The sequence below is a fragment of the Roseovarius spongiae genome, from assembly GCF_003651245.1.
In the GTDB taxonomy this organism is placed as follows: domain Bacteria; phylum Pseudomonadota; class Alphaproteobacteria; order Rhodobacterales; family Rhodobacteraceae; genus Roseovarius; species Roseovarius spongiae.
In genome coordinates this window covers 267,833-293,111 of sequence record NZ_RAPE01000001.1, presented here as the reverse complement: position 1 = coordinate 293,111, position 25,279 = coordinate 267,833, and the positions used below count along the sequence as shown (strand labels likewise).

The window sequence follows — 25,279 nt, the reverse complement described above, 5'->3', positions numbered from 1 at the left end:
GGCGATCCTAATGGGCGAAAATGTCCTGCTCGGGCCAGCCTTCGAGGTCGAGAGCGGCGCGCACCGGCAGGAAATCGAAACAGGCCTGCGCCATCTCCATGCGCCCCTCCCGGACCAGCCGCGCATCCAGCTTCTCGCGCAGCCGATGCAGGTAGAGCACGTCCGACGCGGCGTATTCGACCTGCGCGTCGCTCAGGCTGTCGGCCCCCCAGTCCGAGCTCTGCTGCTGCTTGGAAATGTCGATGTCCAGCAGTTCCTGCAACAGGTTCTTCAGCCCGTGCCGGTCGGTATAGGTGCGGATCAGCTTGCTTGCGATCTTGGTGCAATAGACGGGGGCGGTCAGCGCGCCGAAGGCGTTGAGCAGCGCGGCGATGTCGAAACGCCCGAAATGGAACAGCTTGAGCACGTCCTCGTCCTCGAGCATGGCGCAGAGATTGGGCGCCTCGAACTGCCCGTTGGCGATCTGCACCAGGTGCGCGTCGCCGTCGCCGCCGGACATCTGCACCACGCAGAGCCGGTCGCGATGCGGGTTCAGGCCCATCGTCTCGCAGTCGATGGCCACGACCGGCCCGAGATCAAGCCCGTCGGGAAGATCGCCCTGGTAAAGATGGTTCGCCATAACCTGTCCTTCGCACCTGTTGCGTCCTTGCTCTACATAGGATCGGCGCGCGAGGCCACCAGATTGTCGGCGTCCCGGCGCATGTCATTCCTCGCCGGGCGATACGTTGCCGCGCAGCGCCTTGACCTCGCCGCGCGCCTTCTTGGCCTTGAGCCGCCGCTTCTTCGACCCGAGCGTCGGACGCGTCGGGATGCGCCGTTTCGGTTTGGTCGCCGCCGCGCGGACCAGTTCGGCCAGCCGGGCGCGCGCGATTTCGCGGTTGCGCGCCTGGTGGCGGGTCTCGTCGCACTGGATCACCACCGCGCCGTCCTTCGTCCAGCGCCGTCCGGCAAGCCGCTTCAGCCGCCGCTTGACCGCATCGGGCAGGTTGGGCGAGCGTTCCGCTTCGAAGCGCAACTCGACCGCGCTCGCCACCTTGTTCACGTTCTGCCCGCCCGGCCCGCTGGCGCGCACGAACTGCTCGGTCAGTTCCCAATCCTCGATGGCGATGGCGTCGTCGATCCTCAGCATCGCCCCAACCTAATGCCTTGCGCGCAAATCAAAAGGGCCGCCCCTGGCGGGAACGGCCCTCTAGAAGTCTCTCGGAGGTGGGCCGGTTAGGCGCACCAATCCGGGTGGTTACACGTCCAGGGGCTGCCCTAGACCCGCGCCTCCCGCACTGTTCCGACACCTCGCTCCAATACCTCTATAGACACTGGACCACCTCCTTTCGCTCGTTGAACCTGTGAACAGCCTGCCACGGATTTCGCATTTGTCAAAAGAATTCAGGGCATGGGCCGCGAATATTTCGCCGAGATGAGGCGAAAGGGAATCAGTGCGACCAACGCCACGGCCAGTTTCACCGTCCAGTCGGCCACCGCCAGCGTCACCCAGAGCGGTGCCACCGGGCCAAGCAACATGAACGGAGCGCCCTCCCACGCCCAGTTGATCGCGGCGTCCGCGCCCGCGCCGAAAACCGTGATCGAGGCCGAGAAGGCGATGGTGAAGAAAAGCGCCGTATCCACCACCGACCCGATCAGCGTCGAGACCAGCGGCGCGCGCCACCACGCGCCGCCGCGCAGCCGGTCGAAGATCGCCACGTCCAGCAATTGCGCCACCAGGAACGCGGTCGCCGAGGCGACCGCGACCCGCAGCGGCACGGCGGGGCCGAATTTCAGCATGATCTGCGACCCGATGAGGCTGCAGACGATCCCCACGACGAAACCCGCCAGCACCACGCGCCGCGCGGCGGCGGGGCCATAGATGCGGTTCATCAGGTCGGTGACGAGAAAGGCCAGCGGATAGCTGAACGCCCCCCAGGTCAGGATGCCGTCCAGCAGCAGGAACTGCACGAGGATGTTCGAGGCCACGACGATCGCGGCCATGACCAAGATGCCGGTCAGATGTTTCATGATGGGTCCGTTTTGCACAAGGTTGCGGAAACTTGGCCCCTGATCACCGGGGACGACGCCCGATACACCCCGCCCCGCCACCGGTCAACCGCTCGGCATCCGTTCTTCTTGCCCGAAATATCCTCGCCGTAGGCAAGAAGACTCTTTATTGGCGCGCGCTCAACGCGATTGCAGGACGGTCACGCATTGCGACGGCAGGTCGCGCATCGTCAGTTCGCGCCGTTTCTTGGGTGGCGGCGCGTTCGGGTCGGGCGGCGGCGGGTTCAGGATGTCGTTCACCCATTTCTGCGCCGCGGCGCAGCCATCCCCCGGCGGCGGCGGGTTCTGGTCGACGCAGCCGCGCGCGCCGCGCGGACAGGCGAGGCGCACGTGAAAATGGTAGTGATGCCCCCACCAGGGGCGGATCTTGCGCAGCCAGGCGCGGTCGCCCTTCTCGTCGTTGCACATCTTTACCTTGGCGCCGGGAAAGATGAAGATGCGCGCGGTGCGCGGGTCCTTCGCCGCCGCCTTGATCACCTCATGATGCTGGCGCGTCCAGCGCGAATTGACGAACGCCCCCTTGGCGCGGCGGTAGGAAATCGCCGAGAGATTCTCGCGCTCGGCGCGGCTGAGGTTGAGCCGCTTGGGCGGCATCAGCCAGATATCCGCATCGAGCCCGAGCTGGTGCGAGCGATGCCCGGTCAGCATCGGCCCGCCGCGCGGCTGGCTGATATCCCCGATGTAAAGCCCGGCCCAGCCCGGCTGCCGCGCCGCGAAGGCCGAGAGTTTCTGGACGAAATCGATGGTTTCGGGATGGCCCCAGTTGCGGTTGCGGCTCAGGCGCATCGCCTGCCATGTCGGACCCGTCCCGGGCAGTTGCAGACCACCGGCGAGACAGCCCTTCGCGTAGCTGCCAAAGGGCGCGGGCTTGTGCGCCGAACCTGCGCGCTGCTTGCCGAAGAGCTGCTTGGCCTCGACATTCTTCATCGAGGCGGGAATCTCCGCCGCCGCCGGCAGGGTGAGACCGCACAGCCCGGCGGCGATCAGAAGGGCTTTCAAAGGGTTCATCATGGCGCGGCGTCCCCGTTCGGTTTGACGAACAGTAACAACACGAACCCCACCGTGAAAAGCCCGATCAGCGGCGTCACGCCGATCTGCTGGCTGCCGCTCGCCGCCGTGGCGAGACCGACGGCGATCGGCGCGACGAAGCTCGTCGCCTTGCCGGCAAGGCCATAGAGGCCGAACCCCTCGGCCATGTGCCCGGGCCGCGCCTGGCGCACCATCATCGTGCGGCTGGCCGACTGGATCACGCCGCCCGCCGCCCCGATCAGCGCGCCGAATGCGTAGAAGATCATGTCCGGCAACGTCGAACGCGCGGGCACGGCGACGCCATAGACGCTCTCGCGCGACACGTAGACGATGGATACGGCGACGAAGCCCAGCACGATGATGCAGACCATGATCACCGGCTTCGGTCCGAACCGCTGATCCGCGCGCCCGCCCAGCCAGGCAAAGATCGCGCCCGCGATGATTGCGATGATGCCGAACGTGCCGGTATCGACCACGTTCCAGTCAAGCACCCCCGCCGCGTAGATCCCTCCGAAGAAATACATGCCGTTCAATGCATCCCGATAGAGCATCGAGCTCCCGAGGAAGGCGAAGAGCGACGGCGTGCGCGGCAGGCGCAGGATCGTCGCCGCGACGCTGCGCAACGCCTCGCCCACGACGCCCTTCTCGACCGTCCGGGGCTGCGGGTCGCGCACCCAGAGGAAGAACGGCGCCATGAACAGCAAGTACCAGAACCCGGTCAGCGGCCCGACGAACCGCGTGCCTTCGCGCTTCACGGGGTCGAGCCCGAAAAGCGGGTCGAGCCCGATCAGCGTCCTGCCGGTGTCGCCGCTCTCGGCGAAGAAGAGCAGCATGATGATCAGCGCCGACAGTCCGCCGACATAACCGAACGCCCAGCCATTGCCGGAGATGCGGCCGATCTCCTGCTTGTCACCCAGGTCGGGCAGCATGGAATTGGTGAAGATCGTCGCGAACTCCATCCCGATCATTCCGAGGGCGAACAGGATCAGGATGAGCGTCAGGTTGAAATCATGGGGCGCGGCCCACCAGAGGCCGAAGGCGCCGATCACATACATCGCCGAAAACAGCTTGATCCATTCCATCCGGTTGCCCGAATGATCCGCCATCGCCCCCAGCACCGGCGCCAGCAGCGCGACGATCAGCCCCGCCGCGCCGATCCCGAACCCCCAGGCCGTCTGCGCCGCGGCCCCGTCGCCTATCAATTCCTTCACGTAGGGGGCGAAGATGAAGGTGATGAGCAACGTGTTGTAGGGCTGGCTTGCCCAGTCGAAAAAGAACCATCCCCAGATACGCTTGCGATGCGATGCCGATTTCATGAACAACCCCAAGTCTTTCCCGCGCCGATATGACAGCGGGCGCGCGTTCGGGGCAAGTCATTCCTGCGGGGTTTCGCCCTCTGTGGCGTCCTGCATCGGCGGCCAGGGTCGCACGGCGTCGGCCGCGATCCAGGCGGCGATCCATTCCGGCATGGGAGGTGGCGCATTGGCGCGCCCCATCGCCTCCAGCACCTCGGCGGGCGGCACGATGCCGCTCTTGCCGGTGACGGCGCCGCGATAGACGATGTGATTGGCGCAACCGCCGTCCGCCTTCCACATCGACTGTTCGATATAGACGAACCGTTCGTCCCAGCTCACCATGCGGCTACGCATCTCCACCGCCTCGAAGGGGCGCACGCGGCGGCGATAGCGCACCGACGCGCCGGCCATCGTGAGTCCCCATTTGCGCGCCCGCAGCACCCGGATCAGCCCCGCGCGCCGCGCCAGCGGGATCCGCCCGAGATCATAGAGCGTGAGCGTGCGCCCGTTGTTCAGCTCCATCCACAGATCGATATCCCAGGGCAGGCAGTAGTGCCGCGACACATGCGTGCCGGTAACCGGCAACGCCGGGTCGTTGCGGTGTTTCCACAACTGCCAGAGCATTCGGATCGCGGGATACATGGGCGGGCTCCTTTGCGGTCCATGTCATATGGCCGGGCGCGGGCGTCAACCGTCACTTGGCGTAAGTCTTGCGCTTTGACGCGCCGACGCCTACCTACGGGGGCGAATTTGCAGAACAGGGCGCGCTCATGACATCGCTTTTCCAGATCATCATGCTGATCCTCGATATCGTCTGGTTCGTCATCATCGCGCATGTCATCATGTCGTGGCTGATCAACTTCCAGGTGCTGAACCTGCGCCAGCCGCTCGTCGCCCAGATCTGGAGCGGCCTCGACCGTCTGCTCGAACCGATCTACACCCCGATCCGCCGCATCCTGCCGCCGATGTCGGGCATCGACCTCGCGCCGCTGGTGGCGCTGGTCGCAGTCTACGCGCTGCGCATCATTCTCACGAACAACGCGGCCGCGTTCTACTGAGCGACGGCCGAACTTCATCCATTCTTGAATACGCTTGCCGATAGTGGGTGCAACGCCCATTTATTGTAGTAACGTAAATGAAGATCGAGCATGATGCGGCAAGCGTGACGCGACTTATGCTGCCCGTGGGCTCGACATGGCCCACGCCTACGCCGTCTTTGTCGGGACTTGCCTTACATTTCCCGACATCCGTTACGACTACGGCGAAGACCGATACCTGACCTTCGGGTTTCTGGACGGACGGATGGTCGTTCTCGCCTGGACATATCGCGGCGATGCGCGGCGCATCATCAGCCTGAGGAAAGCCAATGCGCGTGAAGAAAGAAGATACCGCAACCGATTGGGTGGATCCGGATGAGATTCCCGATCTCTCCACCGACGAATGGGCCGCCGTGATCGAGGCCGCGCCGGTGCAGCGCGGCCGCCCGAAATCCGCCAACCCCAAGGTCTCCACGACCATCCGGCTCGACGCGGACGTGATCGAACGGTTCAAGGCGGACGGCCCCGGCTGGCAGAGCCGCATGAACGAGGCGTTGCGCAAGGCCGCCGGTCTGGGCTAGTCCTTGGGGCGAGCAGAAAACAGAACACCAGATACAGGGCTTTTCCATGCCAGCCGCCGCCACGCTCTTGCGCGACATATTCGGATTCGACGCCTTTCGTCCCGGACAGGAGGACATCGTCAATGCGGTTGCGGGCGGGCGCGACGTGCTGGCCATCATGCCCACCGGCGGGGGCAAGTCGCTCTGCTTTCAGCTGCCCGCGCTGATGCGCGATGGCGTGACGGTGGTGATTTCGCCGCTGATCGCGCTGATGCGCGACCAGGTCCGGGCATTGCGCGCAGCGGGGGTCGAGGCGGGAGCGCTCACCTCGGGCAACACCGAGGACGAGACCGCAGCGGTCTGGCGCGCGCTGGACGAGGGGCGGCTGAAGCTGCTCTACATAGCGCCCGAACGGCTCGCCGCGGGGTCGGCGATGGGCATGTTGCGGCGCATCAATGTCAGCATGATCGCCGTGGACGAGGCCCACTGCGTCAGCCAGTGGGGTCACGACTTCCGCCCCGATTACCTGCGCATCGGTGAATTGCGCCGCGCGCTCGACGTGCCGCTCGCCGCGTTCACCGCCACGGCGGACGCGGAAACGCAGGCCGAGATCGTCGAGAAACTGTTTGACGGGCGCGCGCCCGACACCTTCCTGCACGGCTTTGATCGGCCCAACATCCACCTCGCCTTCCAGGCCAAGGACGGACCGCGCAAGCAGATCACCACCTTCGCCGCGGCGCGCAAGGGGCAGCCCGGAATCGTCTATTGCGGCACCCGCGCGCGCACCGAATCGCTCGCGCAGGCGCTGCGCGAGGCCGGGCATTCCGCGATCGCCTATCACGGCGGGATGGAGGCGGATGCGCGCCGTGCGGTGGAGCAACGCTTCAACACCGAGGACGGGTTGATCGTGGTCGCCACCGTCGCCTTCGGCATGGGCGTGGACAAGCCCGATATCCGCTGGGTCGCGCATGCTGACTTGCCGAAATCGATCGAAGCCTACTACCAGGAAATCGGCCGCGCGGGCCGCGACGGAGCGCCGGCGGAAACGCTGACGCTGTTCGGCCCCGACGACATCCGCCTGCGCCGCGCACAGATCGACGAGGGCCTCGCGCCCCCCGAGCGCCGCGCCGCCGATCACGCGCGGCTCAATGCGCTGCTCGGGCTGGCCGAGGCGCTGGAATGCCGGCGCGTGCAATTGCTGCGCTACTTCGGCGAGGAGGCCCAGCCTTGCGGCAATTGCGATCTTTGCGACGCGCCCCCCGCCACCTTCGACGGGACCGAGGCGGTGCAGAAGGCGCTCTCGGCGATCCTGCGCACCGATGAGTGGTTCGGCGCGGGGCACCTGATCGACATCCTGACCGGCAAGGTCACGGAAAAGGTGCGCGCGCGCGGCCATGACGGGCTGCCCACCTTCGGCGTCGGGCGCGACATCGCGCGGCCCATGTGGCAGGGCATCTTCCGCCAGATGATGGGCCATGACCTGATCCGCCCCGATCCGGACCGCCACGGCGCGCTGCGCATGACCGATCCCGCCGTGCCGATCCTCAAGGGCAAGGCGCAGATCACGCTGCGCCGCGACACGCTGGCCGTAAAGGACCGCCGCCCGGCGGTCAAAACGCTGGTGTCGGAAGAGGACGAACCGCTGCTCTCGGCGCTCAAGGCGCGTCGACGCGCCTTTGCCGAGGCCGCGCGCGTGCCCGCCTATGTCGTGTTCAATGACCGCACCCTGATCGAGATGGCCGAAGCCCGGCCCGCGACGCTTGATGAGATGGCGCGCATCGGTGGCGTCGGCGCGAAGAAGCTCGAACAATACGGCGACGCCTTCCTCGCCGTCATCAACGGCGAGGCGGCGCGTATGCACCCCTCGCGGCGCAGGCTTGCCGGGCGCGAGTCCGGGACGTTGTTCGACGCGCTGGCCGAGGTGCACGCGGAACTGGCGCGCGGGACGGACGGCACCGAGAAGCCGCTCAGCTGCTCGACCTCGCTCATCACCCGCGTGGCCGAGACGCGCCCCCGCGACGCGGTCCAGATGTCTCACATCCTCGGCGACAGGCGCGCGGAACGCTTCGGCGCGGCCTTTCTGGACGTTCTGCACGGGGCGTCCTAGGTATTGGGAGAATACGGAGGAACCGCCATGCTCGTCGTCATTTCGCCCGCGAAGAAGCTCGATATGGACCCGGTGGAGGGCGTGACCCCCACCACCCCGCAATTCGCGGACGAGGCCGAGGCGCTGGCGCGCCGCGCCGCGCGGCTCACCCATGCAGAGCTGCGCAAGCTGATGAAGATCAGCGAGGATCTCGCCAGCCTCAACGCCCGCCGGTTCCGCGATTTCGGAGAGATGGACGCCAAGCCCGCCGCGCTCGCATTCGCCGGGGACACCTACCAGGGGCTCGAGGCCGGCACGCTCGACGCGGACGAGATGCGCTATGCGCAGGATCACCTGCGGATCCTGTCGGGCCTTTACGGCGTGCTGCGTCCGCTCGACGCGATCCAGCCCTACCGGCTCGAGATGGGCAGCCGGCTGAAGACCGACCGGGGCAGGTCGCTCTATGACTGGTGGGGCGCGCAGATTTCCGAGGCGCTCGACGCGCAAGCCGCCGAGACCGGCAGCGATACGCTCGTGAACTGCGCCAGCCAGGAATATTTCGGGGCGGTCGACCTTGACGCGCTCGGGCTGCGCGTCGTCACGCCGGTCTTCATGGAAGAGCGGGGCGGCGAGCCCAAGGTCATCAGCTTCTTCGCCAAGAAGGCGCGCGGCGCGATGGCGCGTTTCATCGTGCAGAACCGCCTGCGCGACGCCGAGGCGTTGCATAGTTTCGACCTCGGCGGCTATCGCTTCGACGCAGGCATGTCGGAACCCGATCGCCCCGTCTTCCTGCGCAGCGAGGCGGCCGCCAAGGCGGCCTGAGCGTCAGGCCACGTCCGCGCCCATCGGCGGGCGTATGCCGTCACCCGCCATCGCCGCGATCCGTTCATGTATCAGCGCCTTGCGCAGCGGCTTGGTCAGGTAGTGGTCCAGCCCCGCGGCGAGGATCTCAGCGTCGTCGCCTTCCATCGCGTGCGCCGTCATCGCGACGATGGGCACATGCGCGCCGCTTTCCTGCTCCAGCTTCCGGATCTCGCGCGTCGCCTCCTTGCCGTCCATGCCGGGCATGGAGATGTCCATGAACACGATATCGGGCGCGAATGACTGGTAGAGCGCGACCGCCTCATGCCCGTTCCCGGCGAATTCGAGTTCGATGTCGAGCGCGCCCACCATCTTGGAGAAGACGAGGCGGTTGGTCTTGTTGTCCTCCGCCGCGAGAACCCGCAGCGCGCGGTCGGGCGCGGGCGCGGCACGGGCCGGCGCGGGCGCATCGGGGGCGGTGGGCGCCTTCGGCGCATCCGGGGGCGCCGCCGCGTCGAGGCTGCGCAACACCGCGAAGAGATCGCGCCGCGCGACCGGCTTTTGCAGGATCGCGTGCAGGTGATGCGCCGCCGGGTCGCGCTCCGCATAGCCGGTATTCGCGCTCAGCAGGATCACCGGCACGTCGCTTCCGGCCTCGCGGATCGCGGCGGTGAGTTCCAGCCCGTCCATCGCGTTCATGTTATGCTCGGCGAAAACGGCGTCGGCGCCCTCCTCCAGCCGCGCCAGCGCCTCGGCCCCGTCGGCGCAGGCCAGCGGAGCAATCCGGAGCTGATCGAGCTGCTTTTCCAGCAGGGTCCGGTTGGCGTCGCTGCCCCCAACCACCAGCGCGCGCCGGAGCGTCTGCGCGCGCGCGGGCGGCTCGGGCGCGGCCCCCTCGGCGACCGGCAGGGTGATGCGGAAGCCGAAGGTCGATCCCGCGCCTTCCTCGGACTCGACCCAGATATCGCCGCCCATCAACCCGATCAGCTTCTCCGAGATGGCGAGGCCGAGCCCGGTGCCCTCGAACTTGCGATTGTGCTCCCCCTCGACCTGGTTGAATTCGCCGAAGACGTGATCGACCATGTCCTCGGGGATGCCGATGCCGGTATCCTCGACCGCGACATGCACCTGCACCGCGCCGGCCCCGTCATCGGTGATGCCGGTCACCCGGATCAGCACATGACCCTTCGCGGTGAACTTGATCGCGTTGCCCATGAGATTGGTCAGAACCTGGCGCAGGCGCCCCGGGTCGCCGATGAACCGCGTCGGCAGGAACAGGTCGTAGTCGAGCAGCACCTCCACCCCCTGATCGCGCGCCCTGGGCTGCATCAGCATGATGAGCTCGTGGATGCAGCGTTCGAGATCGAAGGGTTCGGGATGCAGGACCAGCTTTTCCGCCTCGATCTTGGAGTAGTCGAGCACGTCGTTGATGATGACCAGCAGCGCCTCGCCGGAATTCTTGATCGTGGTGGCGTAGAGCAGCTGTTCCTCGTCCAGCGCGGTTTCGCGCAGCAGGTCGGCCATGCCCACGACCCCGTTCATCGGCGTGCGGATCTCGTGGCTCATGTTGGCGAGGAAGGAGGATTTCGCGCGGTTCGCCGCCTCGGCCCGCCGCCGCGCTTCCTTCAGTTGCTGCTCATAACGCACCGTGTCGGTGATATCGAGCGCCAGGCTCACGACGTCGCCGCCATGCCCGCGCTGGTCGATCAGCTTGATATAGGCGCCGTTCCAGAGCCGGATAACCGTCGGTTCGGGCGCCTCGGACTGCCAGCGGTCGAGCATGCGTTCGCGCCACTCGGCCGGGGTTTCGTCCCGGGTGTTGACGATCCCCTCCTCGGTGGCGAGTTGCAGGATCTCGATATAGCTCACGCCCGCGCGCACATCCGCCAGCCCATCGAAGATGGCGATCCATGCCGGGTTCGCGGCGATCATGCGGCCGCCCTCGTCGAAGAAGGCGAACCCGTCCTGGATCGTCTCGATCGAGTGCCAGAGCCGACGTTCGGCGATCTCGACCTTTTCGTTGGCGACGGTGAGGTCGGATTTGACGCGCTGGTTCTCGTCCTCCACGGTCTGGACCTTCGCGCGCGTCTCCACGATCTCGTCCGAGAGCTGGCGGGCGTGCTTGCCCAGCTTGCGGTTGGCGGCATGCAGTTCCGCCTGCTTCTGTTCGAGCAGCCGTTCGGCGGCGAGCCGCGCGCGCCGTTCCTCCGCCAGCTTGTTGGCCAGGCTCATGCACACCTCCGCCGTGCGCCGTTCCGATCCAACGCATGTTCCGTCATCGGCGTGAACAACTAATTAAAAGGCGACGTGGAATCATTGCCAGGCGGGCGACGGGGCGGCACACTGGGCGCAACGCCAACCCCGGAGGCCGCCATGTCGCGTATGATTTTCCCGTTTTTCGCCCTCGTTTTGCTGGCGTCGCAGGCCATGGGCCAATCCGCCCTGCCCGACCGGCGCGCGGTGGTGACAAACGACATGGATTACTACGGCTCGGACCTTCAGGCGATCTTCGACACGACCTACAAGACCTGCCGCAACGCCTGCCTGAACGATCCGGCCTGCAAGGCGTTCACCTATAATTCGAAATCCAGCGCCTGCTTCCCCAAGAGCGCGGTGAGCGAGGAAGTGGCCTATGAGGGCGCCTATTCGGCGCGCATCCTGCCCACCGATCCCGCGGTGCTCGCGCAGGCGGACGCGCGGATGGAGGACCTCGGATTTCTCGGCGCCTACATCATCGACAGCGCGCATGACCTCGCCCGCAGCGTGGGCGGCAAGCACCCGGCGGGGCAATGGGATGTCGATGCGATGCTCAAGGCGGCGCGCGACCGGATGGCCGATGGCGACGCGCTCAACGCGATGCGCTGGATGGGGGCCGCGGTCTCGGTCACCGACGCGGCCGATCAGTGGACCGAATTCGCCCGCCTGTCGCTGCTTACCAAGAAGGACCGGAGCAAACATGCCCGGCAGGCGGTCGAGGCGGCGGTCAACGGCTACCTGCGCGCGCGCGGCGACGGGGCGCGGGTGAACGCGCTCATGATCCTGGCCGAGGCGCTCGAGAAACAGAGCCGGGGCCGCGATTCGCTGCGCGCGCTGCGGCTGGCCAGCGACCTCCAGCCGCGCGAGGACGTGAACGCCGCGCTGGACAGGGCGATCGCGAAATACGGCTTCCGCATCACCGAGCATCGCGCCGACAACGAATCCGCCGCGCCGCGCATCTGCGCGGAGTTCTCCGAAAGGCTGATCGAGGCGGGAACCGATTACACGCCCTATGTGAAGCTGCCCGATCCCGGCCTCGTGGTGCAGCCCGACGGGCGGCAGATCTGCATCGACGGCGTGGAGCACGGCGAACGCTACACCATCACCTTCCGCAAGGGGCTGCCCGCCGCCTCCGGCGAAACGCTGGCCAAGGACGTGCCGATCTCGCTCTATATCCGCGACCGCTCGCCCAAGGTGGCGTTTCCGGGCCGCGCCTACGTGCTGCCGCGCGCCGCCGACGCGGCGCTCCCGATCGAGACGGTGAACCTGGACGAGGTGACCCTCGAGTTGCGCCGGGTGAGCGACCGCAACCTCTTGCGCGCGATGCAGGAGGATTACTTCGGCCGTCCGCTGAGCGAGTACCAGTTCGACACGTTCGAGAACGACATCTCCGAGCAGGTCTGGACCGGCAAGGGCGAGGTGCAGAACACCCTCAACCGCACCATGACGACCCGCCTGCCGCTGGGCGAGGCGCTGTCGGATCAGCCGCCGGGCATCTACACGCTAGGCGCGCGGATCGAAGGCGTGGAGCGCTACGAGGATCCCGGCGCGCTGCAATGGTTCGTGCTGACCGACTTGGGGCTGACCACGCTCAAGGGCACGGACGGGCTGCATGTCTTCGCCCGCGCCCTGTCGGACGCCGAGGCGCTCGACGGGATCGAAGTCACGCTGCTGTCGCGCTCCAACCGGGTGCTGGACACGGCGACGACCGACGCGCAGGGGCACGTGCGGTTTGATCCCGGCCTCGCGCGCGGGACCGGCGGCGCGGCCCCGGCGATGGTGCTGGCGCGCAAGGGCGATGACGACATGGCCTTCCTGTCGCTCACCGATCCGGCGTTCGATCTGTCCGATCGCGGGGTCGAGGGCCGTCCGCCCGCGCCGCCCGTGGACGTGTTTCTCGCCACCGACCGGGGCGCCTACCGCGCGGGCGAGGTGATCCACGCGGCCGCGTTGGCGCGCGACGGCAAGGTGAACGCCGTGACCGGCCTGCCGCTGACCGCGATCCTGACGCGGCCCGACGGGGTGGAATACGCGCGTCACCTTTCTGCCGAGGACGCTGCGGGCGGGCATGTGTTCGACATGCCGATAGGCGAGACCGCCCCGCGCGGCACATGGCAGATCGACATCAAGGCCGACGTGGACGCGCCCGCGCTCGCCAGCCAGTCGGTGCTGGTCGAGGATTTCCTGCCCGAGCGCATCGATTTCGATCTCTCGCTGCCCGAGGGGCTGATCGCGATGGACAACCCGCCCGCGCTTTCGGTGGCGGCCAGATACCTCTTCAGCGCGCCCGGCGCGGGCCTGAAATCCGGCGGCGAGGTCGTGCTGCGCCCGAAACGCAGCCTCGAGGCCTTCCCCGGCTATGTCTTCGGGCGGTACGACGAACGCGCGCCGACGCGCACCACGACGCTGGACAGTTTCACCACCGACGACGCCGGCGCGCTTTCGATCTCGCTGCAACTGCCCGACATCGAGGTGACCGACCGCCCTTACGAGGCGGAGGTCGTGCTGCGCCTGCGCGAAGGCTCGGGCCGCCCGGTCGAGCGGCGCATCACCCGCATGACCGCGCCCAAGGGGCCGATGATCGGGATCAAGCCGCAATTCGACGGCGTCGTGCCCGAAGGCGGCAAGGCGCGGTTCAGCGTGATCGGCCTCGGCTCCGATCTGGAGCCGCAGCCGATGCAGGTGACATGGACGCTCAACCGCGTGACGACGCGCTACCAGTGGTACCAGGAATGGGGCAACTGGCAGTGGGAGCCCGTGACCACCCGCGAACGCATCGCCAAGGGCGCCGGCGCGCTCGGCGACGCGCCGCTCGAGCTGTCCGGCGACGTCGACTGGGGCCATTACGAGCTGGTGGTGGAGCGCACCGATGGCGCGTACGTCGCGGCGTCGACGGATTTTCACGCCGGCTGGTATGCCCCCGCCGACGCGAGCCAGACGCCCGACACGCTGGAACTGTCGCTCGACCGCGACGGATACCGCCCCGGCGAGACGGCGCAACTGCGCATCGTGCCGCGCTACGCGGGCACCGCGCTCATCACCGTGCTGTCGAACCGGGTGATCGACATGAAGGCGGTCGAGGTTTCGGAGGGCGAGAACACGATCCCTCTCGACGTGACCGACGAGTGGGGCGCGGGCGCCTATGTCACCGCGCAGGTGATCCGCCCGATGGACGTTTCAGCAGAACAGAACCCGGCGCGCTCGCTCGGCCTCAGCTACGCGAAAATAGATCCGGGCGCGCAGCAGCTCTCGGTCAGCATCAATGCGCCCGAGGCGTCCGACCCGCGCGGCCCGCTGCCGGTCACCGTCGATGTCGGCGGGTTGGCGGACGGCGCGACGGGCTACGTTACGCTGGCCGCCGTGGACGTGGGCATCCTCAACCTCACCGGATTCGAGGCGCCCGCCCCCTCCGAATACTATTTCGGCCAGCGCCGGCTGGGGGTGGAAATCCGCGACCTCTACGGCCGCCTCATCGACGGGATGAACGGCGCCGAAGGGCAGGTCCGCTCGGGCGGCGACGCCGGCGGCGGGATGCAGCGCCAATCGCCCCCGCCGACCGAGGAACTCGTCGCCTTCTTCACCGGCCCGCTGCGCGTCGGCCCGGACGGCAGGGCCGAGGCCAGCTTCGAGATGCCGGATTTCAACGGCACGGTGCGGCTGATGGCGATCGCCTGGTCCGATACCGGCGTCGGGCAGGCCGCGCGCGACGTGCTGGTGCGCGACCCGGTGGTCCTCACCGCGTCGCTGCCCCGCTTCCTCGCCCCCGGCGATCAAAGCCGCCTGCTGCTCGAGATCGCGCACGCCACTGGCCCGGCGGGCCGCGTCGGCCTCGACGTGAGCGCGCCGGGCGTGACCCTGGGCGGCGCCGTGCCCTCGGGCTTCGACCTCGCGGAGCACGGCAAGGCGAGCTTCAGCCTGCCGATCACCGCCGGGGAGACGGGCGACTATGACGTGCAGATCGCGCTCACAACGCCGGGGGGCAGGCAACTGACCAAATCGCTGACCCTGCCGGTGCGCTCGAACGACCCCGAGGTATCGCAGACACGCCGCCTCACGCTCGCGGCCGGCAAGAGCCTGACGTTTGATTCGGACATCTTCGCCGATATGCGCCCCGGCACTGGCGAAGCGGTGCTTACCGCCGGTCCGTTGGCCCAACTCGACGCGCCCGCGATGCTGCGCTCGCTTGACCGCTATCCCTATGGCTGCACCGAGCAGGTGGCCTCGCGCGCGATGCCGCTGCTCTATTTCAACCAGGTCGCCAGGGCGCTCGACCTCGGGACCGACGCGCAGATCGCGAACCGCATCGAGCGGAGCATAGATCGCATCCTCACCCGCCAGGACAGCAACGGCGCCTTCGGGCTCTGGCGCGCGGGGTCGGGCGATTTCTGGCTCGACGCCTATATCGCCGATTTCCTCAGCCGCGCCCGCGCCGAAGGGTTCGACGTCCCCGACCGCGCGTTTTCGATGGCGATGGACAACCTGCGCAACCGGCTGAACTACGCCCCCGATTTCGACGACGGCGGAGAGGCGGTGGCCTATGCTCTCATGGTGCTCGCCCGCGAGGGGGCGGCGCGCATGGGCGACTTGCGCTACTACGCCGACGTGAAGGCCGACGCCTTCGCCACGCCGCTGGCGTTGGCGCAGCTCGGCGCGGCGCTCGCCGCCTACGGCGATCAGACCCGGGCCGACCGGATGTTCCGCGCCGCCGTGTCGCGGCTGACCCGAGACAGCGGCAATGAGCGGCAAGTCTGGCGCTCGGATTACGGCACGCAGTACCGCGACCGCGCCGGGGTGCTTGCCCTGCTGCTCGAGGCGCGCAGCAACGTCGCCGATCCTGCGCAGCTTGCCGGCGGGCTTGGCCGGACGGGGCCGCACATGTCGACGCAGGAACGCGCCTGGACGCTGCTGGCCGCGCATTCGCTGATCGACAATCCGACGCGCGGCGACCTCACGCTCAACGGCGAGCCGGTCAACGGGCCGCTCGTGCGGCTGCTCGCGGCCGACACGCTGAGCGCGCAGACCATCGCCAACACCGGCGCGCGCGAGGCCGACGTGACGCTGACCACGATCGGCGTACCGCAGGTCCCGCCGCCCGCCGGCGGCTACGGCTACCGGATCGAGCGCAGCTATTACGACATGGACGGCAAGGCGGTCCCGCTCGATGGCGTGAGCAGCGGCGAGCGGCTCGTCGCGGTGCTGAAGGTGCGGCCCGCAGGCGACAGCGCGGCGCGGCTCATCATCGACGATCCGCTGCCGGCGGGGCTCGAGATCGACAACCCGAACCTCTTGCGCTCGGGCGACGTGCGCGCGCTCGACTGGCTCGACACCGCGCAGGCCGAACATTCCGAGTTCCGCTCGGACCGGTTCATCGCCGCCGTCGAGTGGCGCGGGGATAAGCCCTTCACGCTGGCCTATATCGTGCGCGCCGTCTCGCCGGGGCGCTACCATCACCCCGCCGCCACGGTCGAGGATATGTATCGCCCCGAATTCCGCGCCAACACCGACACCGGCGCGATGACGGTGGTGGAATAGCGTTCGCAGCATGCGCGCGCATCGCCTCCTCTTCGCGCTCGCGCTTCTGCTGACGCTTGGCGGCTACGCGCGCGACCGGCTCGACGCATGGGTGGACGCGACGGTGCTGCCGCCGCTCCTGTCGGAGACCTCGACCGAGATGCGCGACCGCGCGGGGCGCCTGTTGCGCGTCTATACCGTCGCCGATGGGCGCTGGCGGCTGGCGGTGACGCCCGGACAGGTCGACGCGCGCTACCTCGAAATGCTGATCGCCTACGAGGACAAGCGGTTCCGCAGCCATTCCGGCATCGATCCCCGCGCCATGCTACGCGCAGCATGGCAGGCGGCGTGGCATGGCGGGGTAGTCTCGGGCGGCTCGACGCTGACCATGCAGGTCGCAAGGCTCCTTGAGGAAAGCGGCACGGGGCGATGGGCGGGCAAGCTGCGCCAGATGCGCGTGGCGCTCGCGCTCGAGCGGCGGCTGAGCAAGGCGCAGATCCTCGCGCTCTACCTCACCCACGCGCCCTATGGCGGCAACCTCGAGGGCATCCGCGCCGCGACGCTCGCCTGGTTCGGCAAGGAGCCCCGCCGCCTGACCCCGGCCGAGGCCGCGCTGCTGATCGCGCTGCCCCAATCGCCCGAGGCCCGCCGCCCCGACCGCGCGCATGGCGCCGCGCGCGCCGCGCGCGACCGGGTGCTGGACCGGATGGTGCGCGCCGGGCGGCTCACCGCCGAGGCCGCCGAGGCCGCGCTGAGCGAACCCGTCCCGCAGGCGCGCCGCCCCTTTCCCGCGCTCGCCCCGCACCTGACCGACCGGGCCGTGGCGGAAGCGCCCGGGCAAACCTACCATCGGCTTACCCTCGACGCGGGCCTTCAGGCGCGGCTTGAAACGCTCGCCCGGAGCGCGCTGCGCGGCCTGCCCGGCAACGTCTCGATCGCCATCGTGCTGGCGGACCACCGCAGCGGCGCGATCCTGGCCTCGGTCGGCTCCGCCGGGCTCAGGAACGCCGAGGCGCGGGACGGGTTCGTGGACATGACGCAGGCGCTGCGCTCGCCCGGTTCCACGCTCAAGCCGCTGATCTACGGGCTGGCCTTCGACCGCGGGCTTGCCCATCCGCAAACGCTGATCGACGACCGCCCCATCGCCTTCGGCCGCTACGCGCCGCAGAATTTCGACGGCCGCTTCCGCGGCGAGGTGACGGTGACGGACGCGCTGCGCAAGTCGCTCAACATTCCCGTCGTGCTGCTGATGAACGAGATCGGCCCGGCGCACCTGATGGATCTGATGCGCCGCGCCCATGTGCGCGCCGAGCTGCCGGGCGAACGCCCGGGGCTGGCGGTGGCGCTTGGCGGCGTCGGGATCAGCCTCACCGATCTCGTGCAACTCTACGCGGCGCTGCCCGAAGGCGGCATCGCCCGCCCGCTGCGCTGGACCGGCCCCGCGTCCGATGCGCCGCCGCAGCGCATCCTCAGCCCGGTCGCCGCGTGGCAGGTGGGCGACATCCTCTTGGGGCTGGCCCCGCCGCCGGGCGCGCCGCGCCGCGCGCTGGCCTACAAGACCGGCACCTCCTACGGCCACCGCGACGCCTGGGCGGTGGGCTATGACGGCGCACATGTGGCCGGCGTCTGGATCGGGCGGCCCGACGGGACGCCGGTGCCCGGCGCCTTTGGCGGGAACATCGCCGCCCCCGTGCTTTTCGAAGCCTTCCAGCGCCTCGACACGCCGCGGACGCCCCTGCCCCCGCCGCCGCCCGAAACCCTGATCCTTCCCACCGCCGAACTGCCCCAGCCCCTGCGCCGCTTCACTCCGCGCGACGCGGTCTTCGCCGCCGCGCCGGACGCGCCCAAGCTGATCTTCCCGCCTGACGGCGCGCGCCTCGCCACCGGGGAGCACGGCGTGCCGGTCAAGGTCCGCGACGGAACCCCGCCCTTCACCTGGCTCGCCAATGGCGCGCCGCTGCTGACCGGGGTGCACAGGCGGCAGGCCGAACTCACCGGGCTCGAGCGGGGTTTCTCGCAACTCTCGGTGATTGACGCAAAGGGCCGCGCCGCGCGCGTGACGATCCGGCTGGATTGAAGCCGGCTTTCAATGCTCCCGAAATACTCTCGCCGAAGGCGTCCCTGACCGGCCACCGGAGCTTTCGGCGGAGGTGTTCTTCCCATGAAAAAGCGAGGACGCCCGCAAGGGCGGAGGAGCGCGCGGCTCAGACCCGCTCGATCGCGAGCGCGATGCCCTGCCCGCCGCCGATGCACATGGTGATGAGCGCCCTTGCGCCCCCGGTCCGCTCCAGTTCATAAAGCGCCTTGACCACGAGGATCGCCCCCGTCGCCCCGACCGGATGGCCAAGCGCGATGGCGCCGCCATTGGGGTTCACCTTCGCCGCGTCCAGCCCCAGCGCCGCGTTCACAGCGACCGCCTGCGCCGCGAAGGCCTCGTTCGATTCGATCACGTCGAAATCATCCGCGCCAAGCCCGGTGCGTTCGAACAGCGCCTTGACCGCTGGCACCGGGCCGATTCCCATCACCTCGGGACGCACGCCTGCATGGGCGTAGCTTAAGACGCGCGCACGGGGCGTCAGCCCCGCCTTCTCCGCCGCCCCGGCGCGCGCCAGCACCAGCGCCGCCGCGCCGTCATTGATGCCCGATGCGTTGCCCGCCGTCACCGACCCGTCCTTGCGGAACGCGGGCCGCAGACCGGCCAACCCGTCGGCGGTGGTCGTCTTCGGGTGTTCATCGGTGTCGAACGCCACGGTGTCACGCTTTGCCTTCACCTCGACCGGCACGATCTGTTCCTTGAACCACCCCGCCTCGATCGCCTTCGCCGCGCGGGTCTGGCTTTCGAGCGCGAAGGCGTCCTGCGCCTCGCGGCTCACGCCATGCTCGGCGGAGACGTTCTCGGCGGTCACGCCCATGTGGCCGGTGCCGAACGGGCAGTTGAGCGTGCCCAGCATCATGTCGAGCGCGCGCACGTCGCCCATCTTCGCGCCCCAGCGCGCGTCCGGGTTGATGAACGGCGCGCGCGACATGCTCTCGGCCCCGCCGGTCAGCGCGAAATCGCAATCTCCGAGGCGCAGCGCCTGGACGCCCGACACCACCGCCTGCGCGCCCGACCCGCAGAGCCGGTTGACGTTCATCGCCGGAACCGTCTCGGGAACGCCCGCATCCATCGCCGCCACGCGGCTGAGATACATGTCGCGCGGTTCGGTGTTGATGACCTGGCCGAATATCACGTGGCCGATCTGCCCGCCCTCGACACCCGAACGTTCAAGCGCGGCGCGGGCCACGATCGCGCCCAGTTCCGTCGGCTTCACCCCTTTGAGAGATCCGCCGAATGTGCCGATGGCGGTGCGCGCGCCACCCAGAATCACGATATCGGTCATGTCCGTTCCCCTGCTGTCGTCATTGCTCCGCCGGCGCCATCGGTCACGCGGCGCGCGCGCCCTCGGCCGCGTCGCGGATCGCGCGGATATTGGCGCCGTAAACCCCCGGGTTGTCCACGCCGCCGCCCCTGAACACCGCCGACCCGGCGACGAGCACGTCCGCCCCCACCGCCGTCATCAGCGGCGCGGTGTCGGGCGTGATTCCGCCGTCGATCTCGATATGAATGGGCCGGTCGCCGATCATCTCGCGCAATGAGCGCACCTTCGCGACCTGGCTTTCGATAAAGCTCTGTCCGCCGAAGCCGGGGTTCACCGTCATCACGCAGACAAGGTCGATCATGTCCAAAAGATGCTTGACGTCATCGAGCCCCGTGCCGGGGTTGAGCGCGAGCCCCGCCTTGCAGCCCGCGTCCCGGATCGCCTGAAGCGTGCGGTGGATATGCGGTCCGGCCTCGAGATGCGCGGTCAGGATGTCCGCGCCCGCATCGGCGAAGGCGTCGATATAGGGATCGACCGGCGCAATCATGAGGTGCACGTCCATCACCGTGCGCACATGCTTGCGGATCGCCTTCACCAGCGGCGGGCCGAAGGTGAGGTTGGGCACGAAATGCCCGTCCATCACGTCGACATGCACCCAGTCCGCGCCCTGCGCCTCGATCGCCTCGATCTCGGCTCCGAAATTGGCGAAATCCGCCGAGAGGATGGAAGGGGCGATCTTGACGGATCTGTCCAGGGGCATGGGACCGGCTTTCCTGCTGTGCGCGTTACCGGAAACATGTGCGCGGCGCGCGCGCCGAGGTCAAGGGGCGCGCGCCGCATTGTCGCGGATGCCGCCCCTTGACCTTCCAGTTACTGGAAGCACTATCTGACCCTCGGATGAAGGAGCGACGTGATGGGCGACACACTTACCCTCAGGATCACCGGCATGACCTGCGCGGGTTGCGCGGGGCGGGCCGAGCGCGCGCTCGCCTCCGCGCCGGGCGTGGCGCGGGCGAGCGTGAACTTCGCCAGCCACGCCGCGCAGGTCGAGCCCGCCGCGGCGGATGCGCCCACGCTTGCCGCGGCGCTGACGCAGGCGGGCTACCCTGCGCGAGAGGCGCAGGCGGAACTCGACGTGTCGGGGCTCACCTGCGCCTCCTGCGTCAGCCGCAGCGAGACCGCGCTGCGCGCCGTACCGGGGGTGCTTGACGCGGCGGTGAACCTCGCCACGCGGCGCGCGCGGGTGACCTATCTCGACGGGGCGACCGATCCTGCGCGGCTGGCCCGCGCGCTGACGGACGCGGGCTATGCAGCGGCGCCGATCGTCGGAGAAGCTGCGCGCGACGGCGACAGCGCGGATGACGAGGCGGCCGAGACCCGCCGCGCGGCGCTGATCGCGGGCGCGCTCACGCTGCCGGTCTTCGTGATGGAGATGGGCGGGCATGTCTTTCCGCCGCTGCAAGACGCCATCGCGGCGACCATCGGCGTTCAAACCGCCTGGATGATCCAGTTCGCGCTGACCACGCTGGTCCTGCTCTGGCCGGGGCGCGTGTTCTACGCCAAGGGCATCCCCGCCCTGCTGCGCGGCGCCCCCGAGATGAACAGCCTCGTCGCGCTCGGCACGCTGGCGGCCTGGGGCTACAGCACGGTCGCGCTCTTGGCGCCCGCGCTGCTGCCCGAGGCGGCGCGCGCCGTCTATTTCGAAGCGGCGGCGGTGATCGTGACGCTGATCCTCGTCGGGCGCTGGTTGGAGGCCCGCGCGCGCGGCCGCACCGGCGCGGCGATCGAACGCCTGATGGGCCTGCAACCCGACGAGGTGCTGGTCGAACGCGGCAAAGGGACTGAGCAAATCCCGCTCTCGGCGGTAGAGGTCGGCGACGTGATCCGCACCCGCCCCGGCGACCGGATCGCGGTCGACGGCGAGGTGATCGAGGGCACGTCCTTCGTCGATGAATCCATGCTCACCGGGGAACCGATGCCGGTGCAGAAAGCGCCGGGCGACACGGTGATCGGCGGCGCCGGCAACGGCAGCGGCGCATTGCGCGTGCGCGCAATCCAGGTGGGGCGCGACACCGTGCTGTCGCGCATCGTCGCGATGGTCGAAGAGGCGCAGGGCGCGAAACTGCCGATTCAGGCGCTTGCCGACCGGGTGGTGCGCGTCTTCGTTCCCGTGGTGATCGCAGTGGCGCTGGTGACGGTCGCGGCGTGGCTTGCCTTCGGGCCGGCGCCCGCCCTCACCAATGCGCTGGTGGCGGCGGTGTCGGTGCTCATAATCGCCTGCCCCTGCGCAATGGGACTGGCGACGCCGACGTCGATCATGGTCGGCACCGGCCGCGCGGCGGAACTCGGCGTGCTGTTCCGGCGCGGCGCGGCGCTGCAATCGCTGGACGACGCGCGCGTCATCGCCTTCGACAAGACCGGCACGCTGACCGTGGGCGAGCCGCGGATGCAGCGCATCGCGCTGGCCAAGGGCGCGCAGCGCGCCGACGTGCTGCGCGTCGCCGCCGCGGTCGAGGCCGAGTCCGATCATCCGCTCGCCCGCGCCGTGGCCGAAGCGGCGCAGGGCATGGACCTGCCCCGCGCCGAGGCGGCCGAGGCGATCGCCGGACACGGGATGCGCGCGCAGGTCGAGGGGCGACAGGTGCTGATCGGCAACGCGGCGCTGATGCGGACCGAAGGGATCGGCACGGATGCGCTGGACGCCGAAGCGCAAGCGATGGCCGAGGCTGGCCAGACGCTCATCATGGTCGCCATCGACGGCGCGCTCGTCGGGGTGATCGGCGTGGCCGATACGATCAAGCCCGCGAGCGCCCCCACCATCGCCGCGCTGCACGCCGCCGGGCTGCGCACTGCGATGATCACCGGCGACACCGAGGCCGCCGCGCAGAACATCGCGCGCGAGATCGGCATCGACCAGGTGATCGCCGGCGTCCTGCCCGACGGCAAGCGCGACGCGATCCGCGCGCTGCGCGACCGGCACGGCCCGGTCGCCTTTGTCGGCGACGGCATCAACGACGCGCCCGCGCTGGCCGAGGCGGATATCGGCATCGCGATGGGCGGGGGCACCGACATCGCCATCGACGCCGCCGACGTGGTGTTGATTTCAGGCGACCCGCATGGCGCGCTCACCGCGCGGCACGCCTCGGCGCGCACCATGTCGAACATCCGGCAAAACCTGTTCTGGGCCTTCGCCTACAACGCCGCGCTGATCCCGGTGGCGGCCGGGGTCCTCTACCCGCTGACCGGGCTGCTGCTGTCGCCGATGCTCGCCGCCGGCGCGATGGCGCTGTCGTCGGTCTTCGTCGTGGGCAACGCGCTGCGGCTGCGGCGGCTGGAAACGGGAGAAAGGCCATGAATATCGGCGAAGTCGCGGAACGCACCGGCCTGCCGGCCAAGACGATCCGCTATTACGAGGATATCGGCCTGATCCGCCCGGAGCGCAGGGCGAACGGCTATCGCAGCTTCAGCGACGCCGACGCGCACAAGCTCGGCTTTGTCGCGCGGGCGCGCGCGCTCGGGTTCGGGATCGACGAGTGCCGCACGCTGCTGGGGCTATACGAGGACGAGGGGCGCTCTTCTGCGGACGTGAAGGCAGTCGCGCGCACCCACCTCGCGCAGATCGAGGAGAAGATCGCCCAGCTTCAGGCGATGCGCGACACGCTGGCGCATCTCGTCGAGTCCTGCGCGGGCGATGAGCGCCCCGATTGCCCGATCCTGCAGGATCTCGCGCCGGATTGAGGGTGCAGGGAAGCCGGAAAGCGGGAAGGCGGGCGTTCACGGTCTGCGCAGCGAGGCGCAGCACTGCGGCAATGGCGCTGGCGCCGCGCGGAGGTCACATCGACAGAATGTCTTTGGTGTTCTTCACGACGGCTAGTTCACCGTCAAGCGTCGCCATGCTGACCGAGTGTATCCGCTCTGCGCCATGCCTCACCCCGTCCGGCCCGGTGAGGCCATAAGTCCAGACCGCATCGGCCGCGTAAACGGGGTTGAACCCCAGATCAGCCGCATTGCGGGTGGTGGATTCCACGCAATGATTGGCGGTCGCGCCGCACAGGATGACGCGTTCGACGCCGGCTTCCTGAAGGATCGTCTGCAACGGCGTCCCCACGAACCCGCTGCTGCCGGTCTTGGTGACGACAGGCTCACCCGGTTGCGGGGCGGCGACAGGCTGAACCGCCGCGCCGGCAGAGTCGGGATGAAACGGGTCGTCCGGGTCCGTGCCGTGGTGATGGACATGCACCACCATGCCGCCAATGCTGCGAAACCCGTCCAGAAGCAGGGCGATGTTGTCCTCGGCTCCGGGACAGGATCGCTCCGCGCCGGCGGCATCCTCATGCGCCAGCGCCATCTGCACGTCTATCACAAGCAATGCCGTTTTCATCGTCGCGCGTCCCTATGCAGTCGCCTGGGTCTTGCGGCTGGCCAGGATGTTCTCCACCCGCTTGCCATAGATGCGGATGTTGATCTCATCCTCGATCAAGCGGCCCGGCTGTTCATCGTAGGTCAGGATCGCGGATATGCGCGATCGGCCGCCTTCGACCCTGGTGACGCCATGCAGGGAATAGCCGCCGCGAAACAGGGTGAACGCGCCCGCCCCGCGCGAAAAGGTCCGGGCCTGCCTCATGTCGCCCGACAGCAGCCGGTCCACCGCCTCGCGGTCCTCGGCCTCATCGGTGCGAGAGTTGGGCAGAAACGTGAACTCGCCGCCTGCCTCGGCGGCCTGCAACAGCAGGGTGACGGTGCATTCGGTCGTGTCGTAATGCCATGCGTGCCAGCTACCGGGTTGCAGCGCGACGATATTGAGCGCCTGGAACTCATCCGCGCAGCGAAAGAGCTGGGCTTTCCTTTGAACCCGGCGCACGAACTCAGTCAGCGTATCCGAATGATAAAGCCGCTTTAGCCGCGTTTCGGCGGGTATTTGATCATCGGCGAGCTGGGCGGCGATATGTGTGAATTCCTTTCGCCGGGGATCATCCTCGGGCGCCGACGGATCGATCGCGCCCTGATAGATATTGCGTTTGACATGTAGCACTTCGGCGGTCGGCAAGAGGTCGTTGGCCTCGCCGTTGAGCTGTTCAAGAGCATCGGCGCGGATGAACCCGTCCAGGTTGCACCAACCTTGATCATCCATACTGCGCTGGCATTCCGCCAGGAACTCCGCGCCCGGCCCGCTGTCCAGATCGGCAATGGGATAGCGGTCGAGGTCGATCATATCCAGGGCGATATCGTTTCGGGCCTGTTTGCTGTCAGCCATGACGGTCTCCTCTCATTGCCCCTAGGGCGGCGCGAAAGCGGT

The 25,279-nt window shown here is 68.5% G+C and carries 20 protein-coding genes; 9 read left to right on the top strand and 11 right to left on the bottom strand.

Annotation, left to right across the window (positions count from 1 at the left end; genetic code table 11):
• Nucleotides 1–7: 7 nt before the first annotated feature.
• The 6 genes from D6850_RS01345 to D6850_RS01320 all read right to left on the bottom strand — a co-directional run bounded on the left by D6850_RS01345 (nucleotide 8) and on the right by D6850_RS01320 (nucleotide 5,015).
• Nucleotides 8–619, bottom strand: a complete 612-nt coding sequence (locus D6850_RS01345) for a ribonuclease D (RefSeq protein WP_121163218.1) — start codon at nucleotides 617–619, stop codon at nucleotides 8–10.
• An 84-nt stretch (nucleotides 620–703) separates the two neighbouring features.
• The gene (arfB, locus tag D6850_RS01340; RefSeq protein WP_121163217.1) at nucleotides 704–1,129 is read right to left on the bottom strand and encodes an alternative ribosome rescue aminoacyl-tRNA hydrolase ArfB; all 426 of its coding nucleotides are present in this window, start codon (nucleotides 1,127–1,129) and stop codon (nucleotides 704–706) included.
• Nucleotides 1,130–1,383: 254 nt separating this feature from the next.
• Nucleotides 1,384–2,010, bottom strand: a complete 627-nt coding sequence (locus D6850_RS01335; RefSeq protein WP_121163215.1) for a queuosine precursor transporter — start codon at nucleotides 2,008–2,010, stop codon at nucleotides 1,384–1,386.
• A 159-nt stretch (nucleotides 2,011–2,169) separates the two neighbouring features.
• Nucleotides 2,170–2,976 (bottom strand): penicillin-insensitive murein endopeptidase, encoded by an 807-nt coding sequence (mepA, locus tag D6850_RS01330; RefSeq protein WP_425452364.1) that lies wholly within the window; start codon nucleotides 2,974–2,976, stop codon nucleotides 2,170–2,172.
• Nucleotides 2,977–3,056: 80 nt separating this feature from the next.
• Nucleotides 3,057–4,394: an MFS transporter gene (locus tag D6850_RS01325; protein ID WP_121164991.1), complete on the bottom strand. Its 1,338-nt coding sequence runs from the start codon at nucleotides 4,392–4,394 to the stop codon at nucleotides 3,057–3,059.
• Nucleotides 4,395–4,451: 57 nt separating this feature from the next.
• On the bottom strand, nucleotides 4,452–5,015 hold the full coding sequence (locus D6850_RS01320) for an acyl-CoA thioesterase (protein WP_121163213.1): 564 nt from the start codon (nucleotides 5,013–5,015) through the stop codon (nucleotides 4,452–4,454).
• A gap of 128 nt (nucleotides 5,016–5,143) precedes the next feature.
• Between D6850_RS01320 and D6850_RS01315 the strand changes: the two genes are divergently transcribed.
• From D6850_RS01315 to yaaA, 5 genes are all read left to right on the top strand, one after another.
• Nucleotides 5,144–5,431: a YggT family protein gene (locus D6850_RS01315; protein ID WP_121164989.1), complete on the top strand. Its 288-nt coding sequence runs from the start codon at nucleotides 5,144–5,146 to the stop codon at nucleotides 5,429–5,431.
• A 136-nt stretch (nucleotides 5,432–5,567) separates the two neighbouring features.
• Nucleotides 5,568–5,789, top strand: a complete 222-nt coding sequence (locus tag D6850_RS01310) for a BrnT family toxin (protein WP_206019184.1) — start codon at nucleotides 5,568–5,570, stop codon at nucleotides 5,787–5,789.
• Nucleotides 5,740–5,991: a BrnA antitoxin family protein gene (locus tag D6850_RS01305; protein WP_121163211.1), complete on the top strand. Its 252-nt coding sequence runs from the start codon at nucleotides 5,740–5,742 to the stop codon at nucleotides 5,989–5,991. The genes D6850_RS01310 and D6850_RS01305 overlap by 50 nt, the downstream gene beginning before the upstream one ends.
• 46 nt (nucleotides 5,992–6,037) lie before the next feature.
• Nucleotides 6,038–8,077 (top strand): DNA helicase RecQ, encoded by a 2,040-nt coding sequence (gene recQ / locus D6850_RS01300; protein ID WP_121163210.1) that lies wholly within the window; start codon nucleotides 6,038–6,040, stop codon nucleotides 8,075–8,077.
• Nucleotides 8,078–8,104: 27 nt separating this feature from the next.
• Nucleotides 8,105–8,878, top strand: a complete 774-nt coding sequence (gene yaaA, locus D6850_RS01295; RefSeq protein ID WP_121163208.1) for a peroxide stress protein YaaA — start codon at nucleotides 8,105–8,107, stop codon at nucleotides 8,876–8,878.
• A gap of 3 nt (nucleotides 8,879–8,881) precedes the next feature.
• Here the strand turns inward: yaaA and D6850_RS01290 are convergent, their stop codons facing one another.
• On the bottom strand, nucleotides 8,882–11,089 hold the full coding sequence (locus D6850_RS01290) for a response regulator (RefSeq protein ID WP_121163207.1): 2,208 nt from the start codon (nucleotides 11,087–11,089) through the stop codon (nucleotides 8,882–8,884).
• Between the two features lie 141 nt (nucleotides 11,090–11,230).
• On the opposite strand from D6850_RS01290, the gene D6850_RS01285 reads away from it, so the two are divergent.
• Both D6850_RS01285 and pbpC read left to right on the top strand, forming a co-directional pair.
• Nucleotides 11,231–16,645 (top strand): alpha-2-macroglobulin family protein, encoded by a 5,415-nt coding sequence (locus tag D6850_RS01285; RefSeq protein WP_121163206.1) that lies wholly within the window; start codon nucleotides 11,231–11,233, stop codon nucleotides 16,643–16,645.
• A 10-nt stretch (nucleotides 16,646–16,655) separates the two neighbouring features.
• Nucleotides 16,656–18,701 (top strand): penicillin-binding protein 1C, encoded by a 2,046-nt coding sequence (gene pbpC / locus D6850_RS01280; RefSeq protein ID WP_121163204.1) that lies wholly within the window; start codon nucleotides 16,656–16,658, stop codon nucleotides 18,699–18,701.
• Nucleotides 18,702–18,828: 127 nt separating this feature from the next.
• Here pbpC and D6850_RS01275 read toward each other — a convergent pair whose 3' ends face one another.
• Nucleotides 18,829–20,004, bottom strand: a complete 1,176-nt coding sequence (locus tag D6850_RS01275; protein ID WP_121163203.1) for an acetyl-CoA C-acyltransferase family protein — start codon at nucleotides 20,002–20,004, stop codon at nucleotides 18,829–18,831.
• A gap of 43 nt (nucleotides 20,005–20,047) precedes the next feature.
• Nucleotides 20,048–20,743 carry a ribulose-phosphate 3-epimerase gene (rpe, locus tag D6850_RS01270; protein WP_121163202.1) on the bottom strand — a complete coding sequence of 232 codons (696 nt, stop codon included), beginning with the start codon at nucleotides 20,741–20,743 and terminating at the stop codon, nucleotides 20,048–20,050.
• A gap of 153 nt (nucleotides 20,744–20,896) precedes the next feature.
• On the opposite strand from rpe, the gene D6850_RS01265 reads away from it, so the two are divergent.
• Nucleotides 20,897–23,338 (top strand): heavy metal translocating P-type ATPase, encoded by a 2,442-nt coding sequence (locus tag D6850_RS01265; RefSeq protein WP_121163201.1) that lies wholly within the window; start codon nucleotides 20,897–20,899, stop codon nucleotides 23,336–23,338.
• The gene (gene cueR / locus D6850_RS01260; RefSeq protein ID WP_121163199.1) at nucleotides 23,335–23,721 is read left to right on the top strand and encodes a Cu(I)-responsive transcriptional regulator; all 387 of its coding nucleotides are present in this window, start codon (nucleotides 23,335–23,337) and stop codon (nucleotides 23,719–23,721) included. Before D6850_RS01265 ends, cueR begins: the two co-directional genes overlap by 4 nt.
• A gap of 94 nt (nucleotides 23,722–23,815) precedes the next feature.
• Here the strand turns inward: cueR and D6850_RS01255 are convergent, their stop codons facing one another.
• Both D6850_RS01255 and D6850_RS01250 read right to left on the bottom strand, forming a co-directional pair.
• Complete coding sequence (locus D6850_RS01255) at nucleotides 23,816–24,364, bottom strand: isochorismatase family protein (RefSeq protein ID WP_121163198.1); 549 nt, start codon at nucleotides 24,362–24,364, stop codon at nucleotides 23,816–23,818.
• A 12-nt stretch (nucleotides 24,365–24,376) separates the two neighbouring features.
• Nucleotides 24,377–25,237, bottom strand: coding sequence for a HalD/BesD family halogenase (locus D6850_RS01250; RefSeq protein WP_121163196.1), 861 nt, complete (start codon nucleotides 25,235–25,237; stop codon nucleotides 24,377–24,379).
• Nucleotides 25,238–25,279: the final 42 nt, after the last annotated feature.

Bases quoted from the DNA above. Each gene is read 5' to 3' on its own strand.
- rpe (WP_121163202.1), bottom strand. From the start codon at position 20,743: ATGCCCCTGGACAGATCCGTCAAGATCGCCCCTTCCATCCTCTCGGCG.
- D6850_RS01255 (WP_121163198.1), bottom strand. From the start codon at position 24,364: ATGAAAACGGCATTGCTTGTGATAGACGTGCAGATGGCGCTGGCGCAT.
- D6850_RS01310 (WP_206019184.1), top strand. From the start codon at position 5,568: ATGGCCCACGCCTACGCCGTCTTTGTCGGGACTTGCCTTACATTTCCC.
- D6850_RS01315 (WP_121164989.1), top strand. From the start codon at position 5,144: ATGACATCGCTTTTCCAGATCATCATGCTGATCCTCGATATCGTCTGG.
- D6850_RS01320 (WP_121163213.1), bottom strand. From the start codon at position 5,015: ATGTATCCCGCGATCCGAATGCTCTGGCAGTTGTGGAAACACCGCAAC.
- yaaA (WP_121163208.1), top strand. From the start codon at position 8,105: ATGCTCGTCGTCATTTCGCCCGCGAAGAAGCTCGATATGGACCCGGTG.
- D6850_RS01275 (WP_121163203.1), bottom strand. From the start codon at position 20,004: ATGACCGATATCGTGATTCTGGGTGGCGCGCGCACCGCCATCGGCACA.
- arfB (WP_121163217.1), bottom strand. From the start codon at position 1,129: ATGCTGAGGATCGACGACGCCATCGCCATCGAGGATTGGGAACTGACC.
- D6850_RS01290 (WP_121163207.1), bottom strand. From the start codon at position 11,089: ATGAGCCTGGCCAACAAGCTGGCGGAGGAACGGCGCGCGCGGCTCGCC.
- D6850_RS01345 (WP_121163218.1), bottom strand. From the start codon at position 619: ATGGCGAACCATCTTTACCAGGGCGATCTTCCCGACGGGCTTGATCTC.
- D6850_RS01285 (WP_121163206.1), top strand. From the start codon at position 11,231: ATGTCGCGTATGATTTTCCCGTTTTTCGCCCTCGTTTTGCTGGCGTCG.
- D6850_RS01325 (WP_121164991.1), bottom strand. From the start codon at position 4,394: ATGAAATCGGCATCGCATCGCAAGCGTATCTGGGGATGGTTCTTTTTC.
- mepA (WP_425452364.1), bottom strand. From the start codon at position 2,976: ATGAAGAATGTCGAGGCCAAGCAGCTCTTCGGCAAGCAGCGCGCAGGT.
- D6850_RS01335 (WP_121163215.1), bottom strand. From the start codon at position 2,010: ATGAAACATCTGACCGGCATCTTGGTCATGGCCGCGATCGTCGTGGCC.
- cueR (WP_121163199.1), top strand. From the start codon at position 23,335: ATGAATATCGGCGAAGTCGCGGAACGCACCGGCCTGCCGGCCAAGACG.
- pbpC (WP_121163204.1), top strand. From the start codon at position 16,656: ATGCGCGCGCATCGCCTCCTCTTCGCGCTCGCGCTTCTGCTGACGCTT.
- D6850_RS01305 (WP_121163211.1), top strand. From the start codon at position 5,740: ATGCGCGTGAAGAAAGAAGATACCGCAACCGATTGGGTGGATCCGGAT.
- D6850_RS01265 (WP_121163201.1), top strand. From the start codon at position 20,897: ATGGGCGACACACTTACCCTCAGGATCACCGGCATGACCTGCGCGGGT.
- recQ (WP_121163210.1), top strand. From the start codon at position 6,038: ATGCCAGCCGCCGCCACGCTCTTGCGCGACATATTCGGATTCGACGCC.
- D6850_RS01250 (WP_121163196.1), bottom strand. From the start codon at position 25,237: ATGGCTGACAGCAAACAGGCCCGAAACGATATCGCCCTGGATATGATC.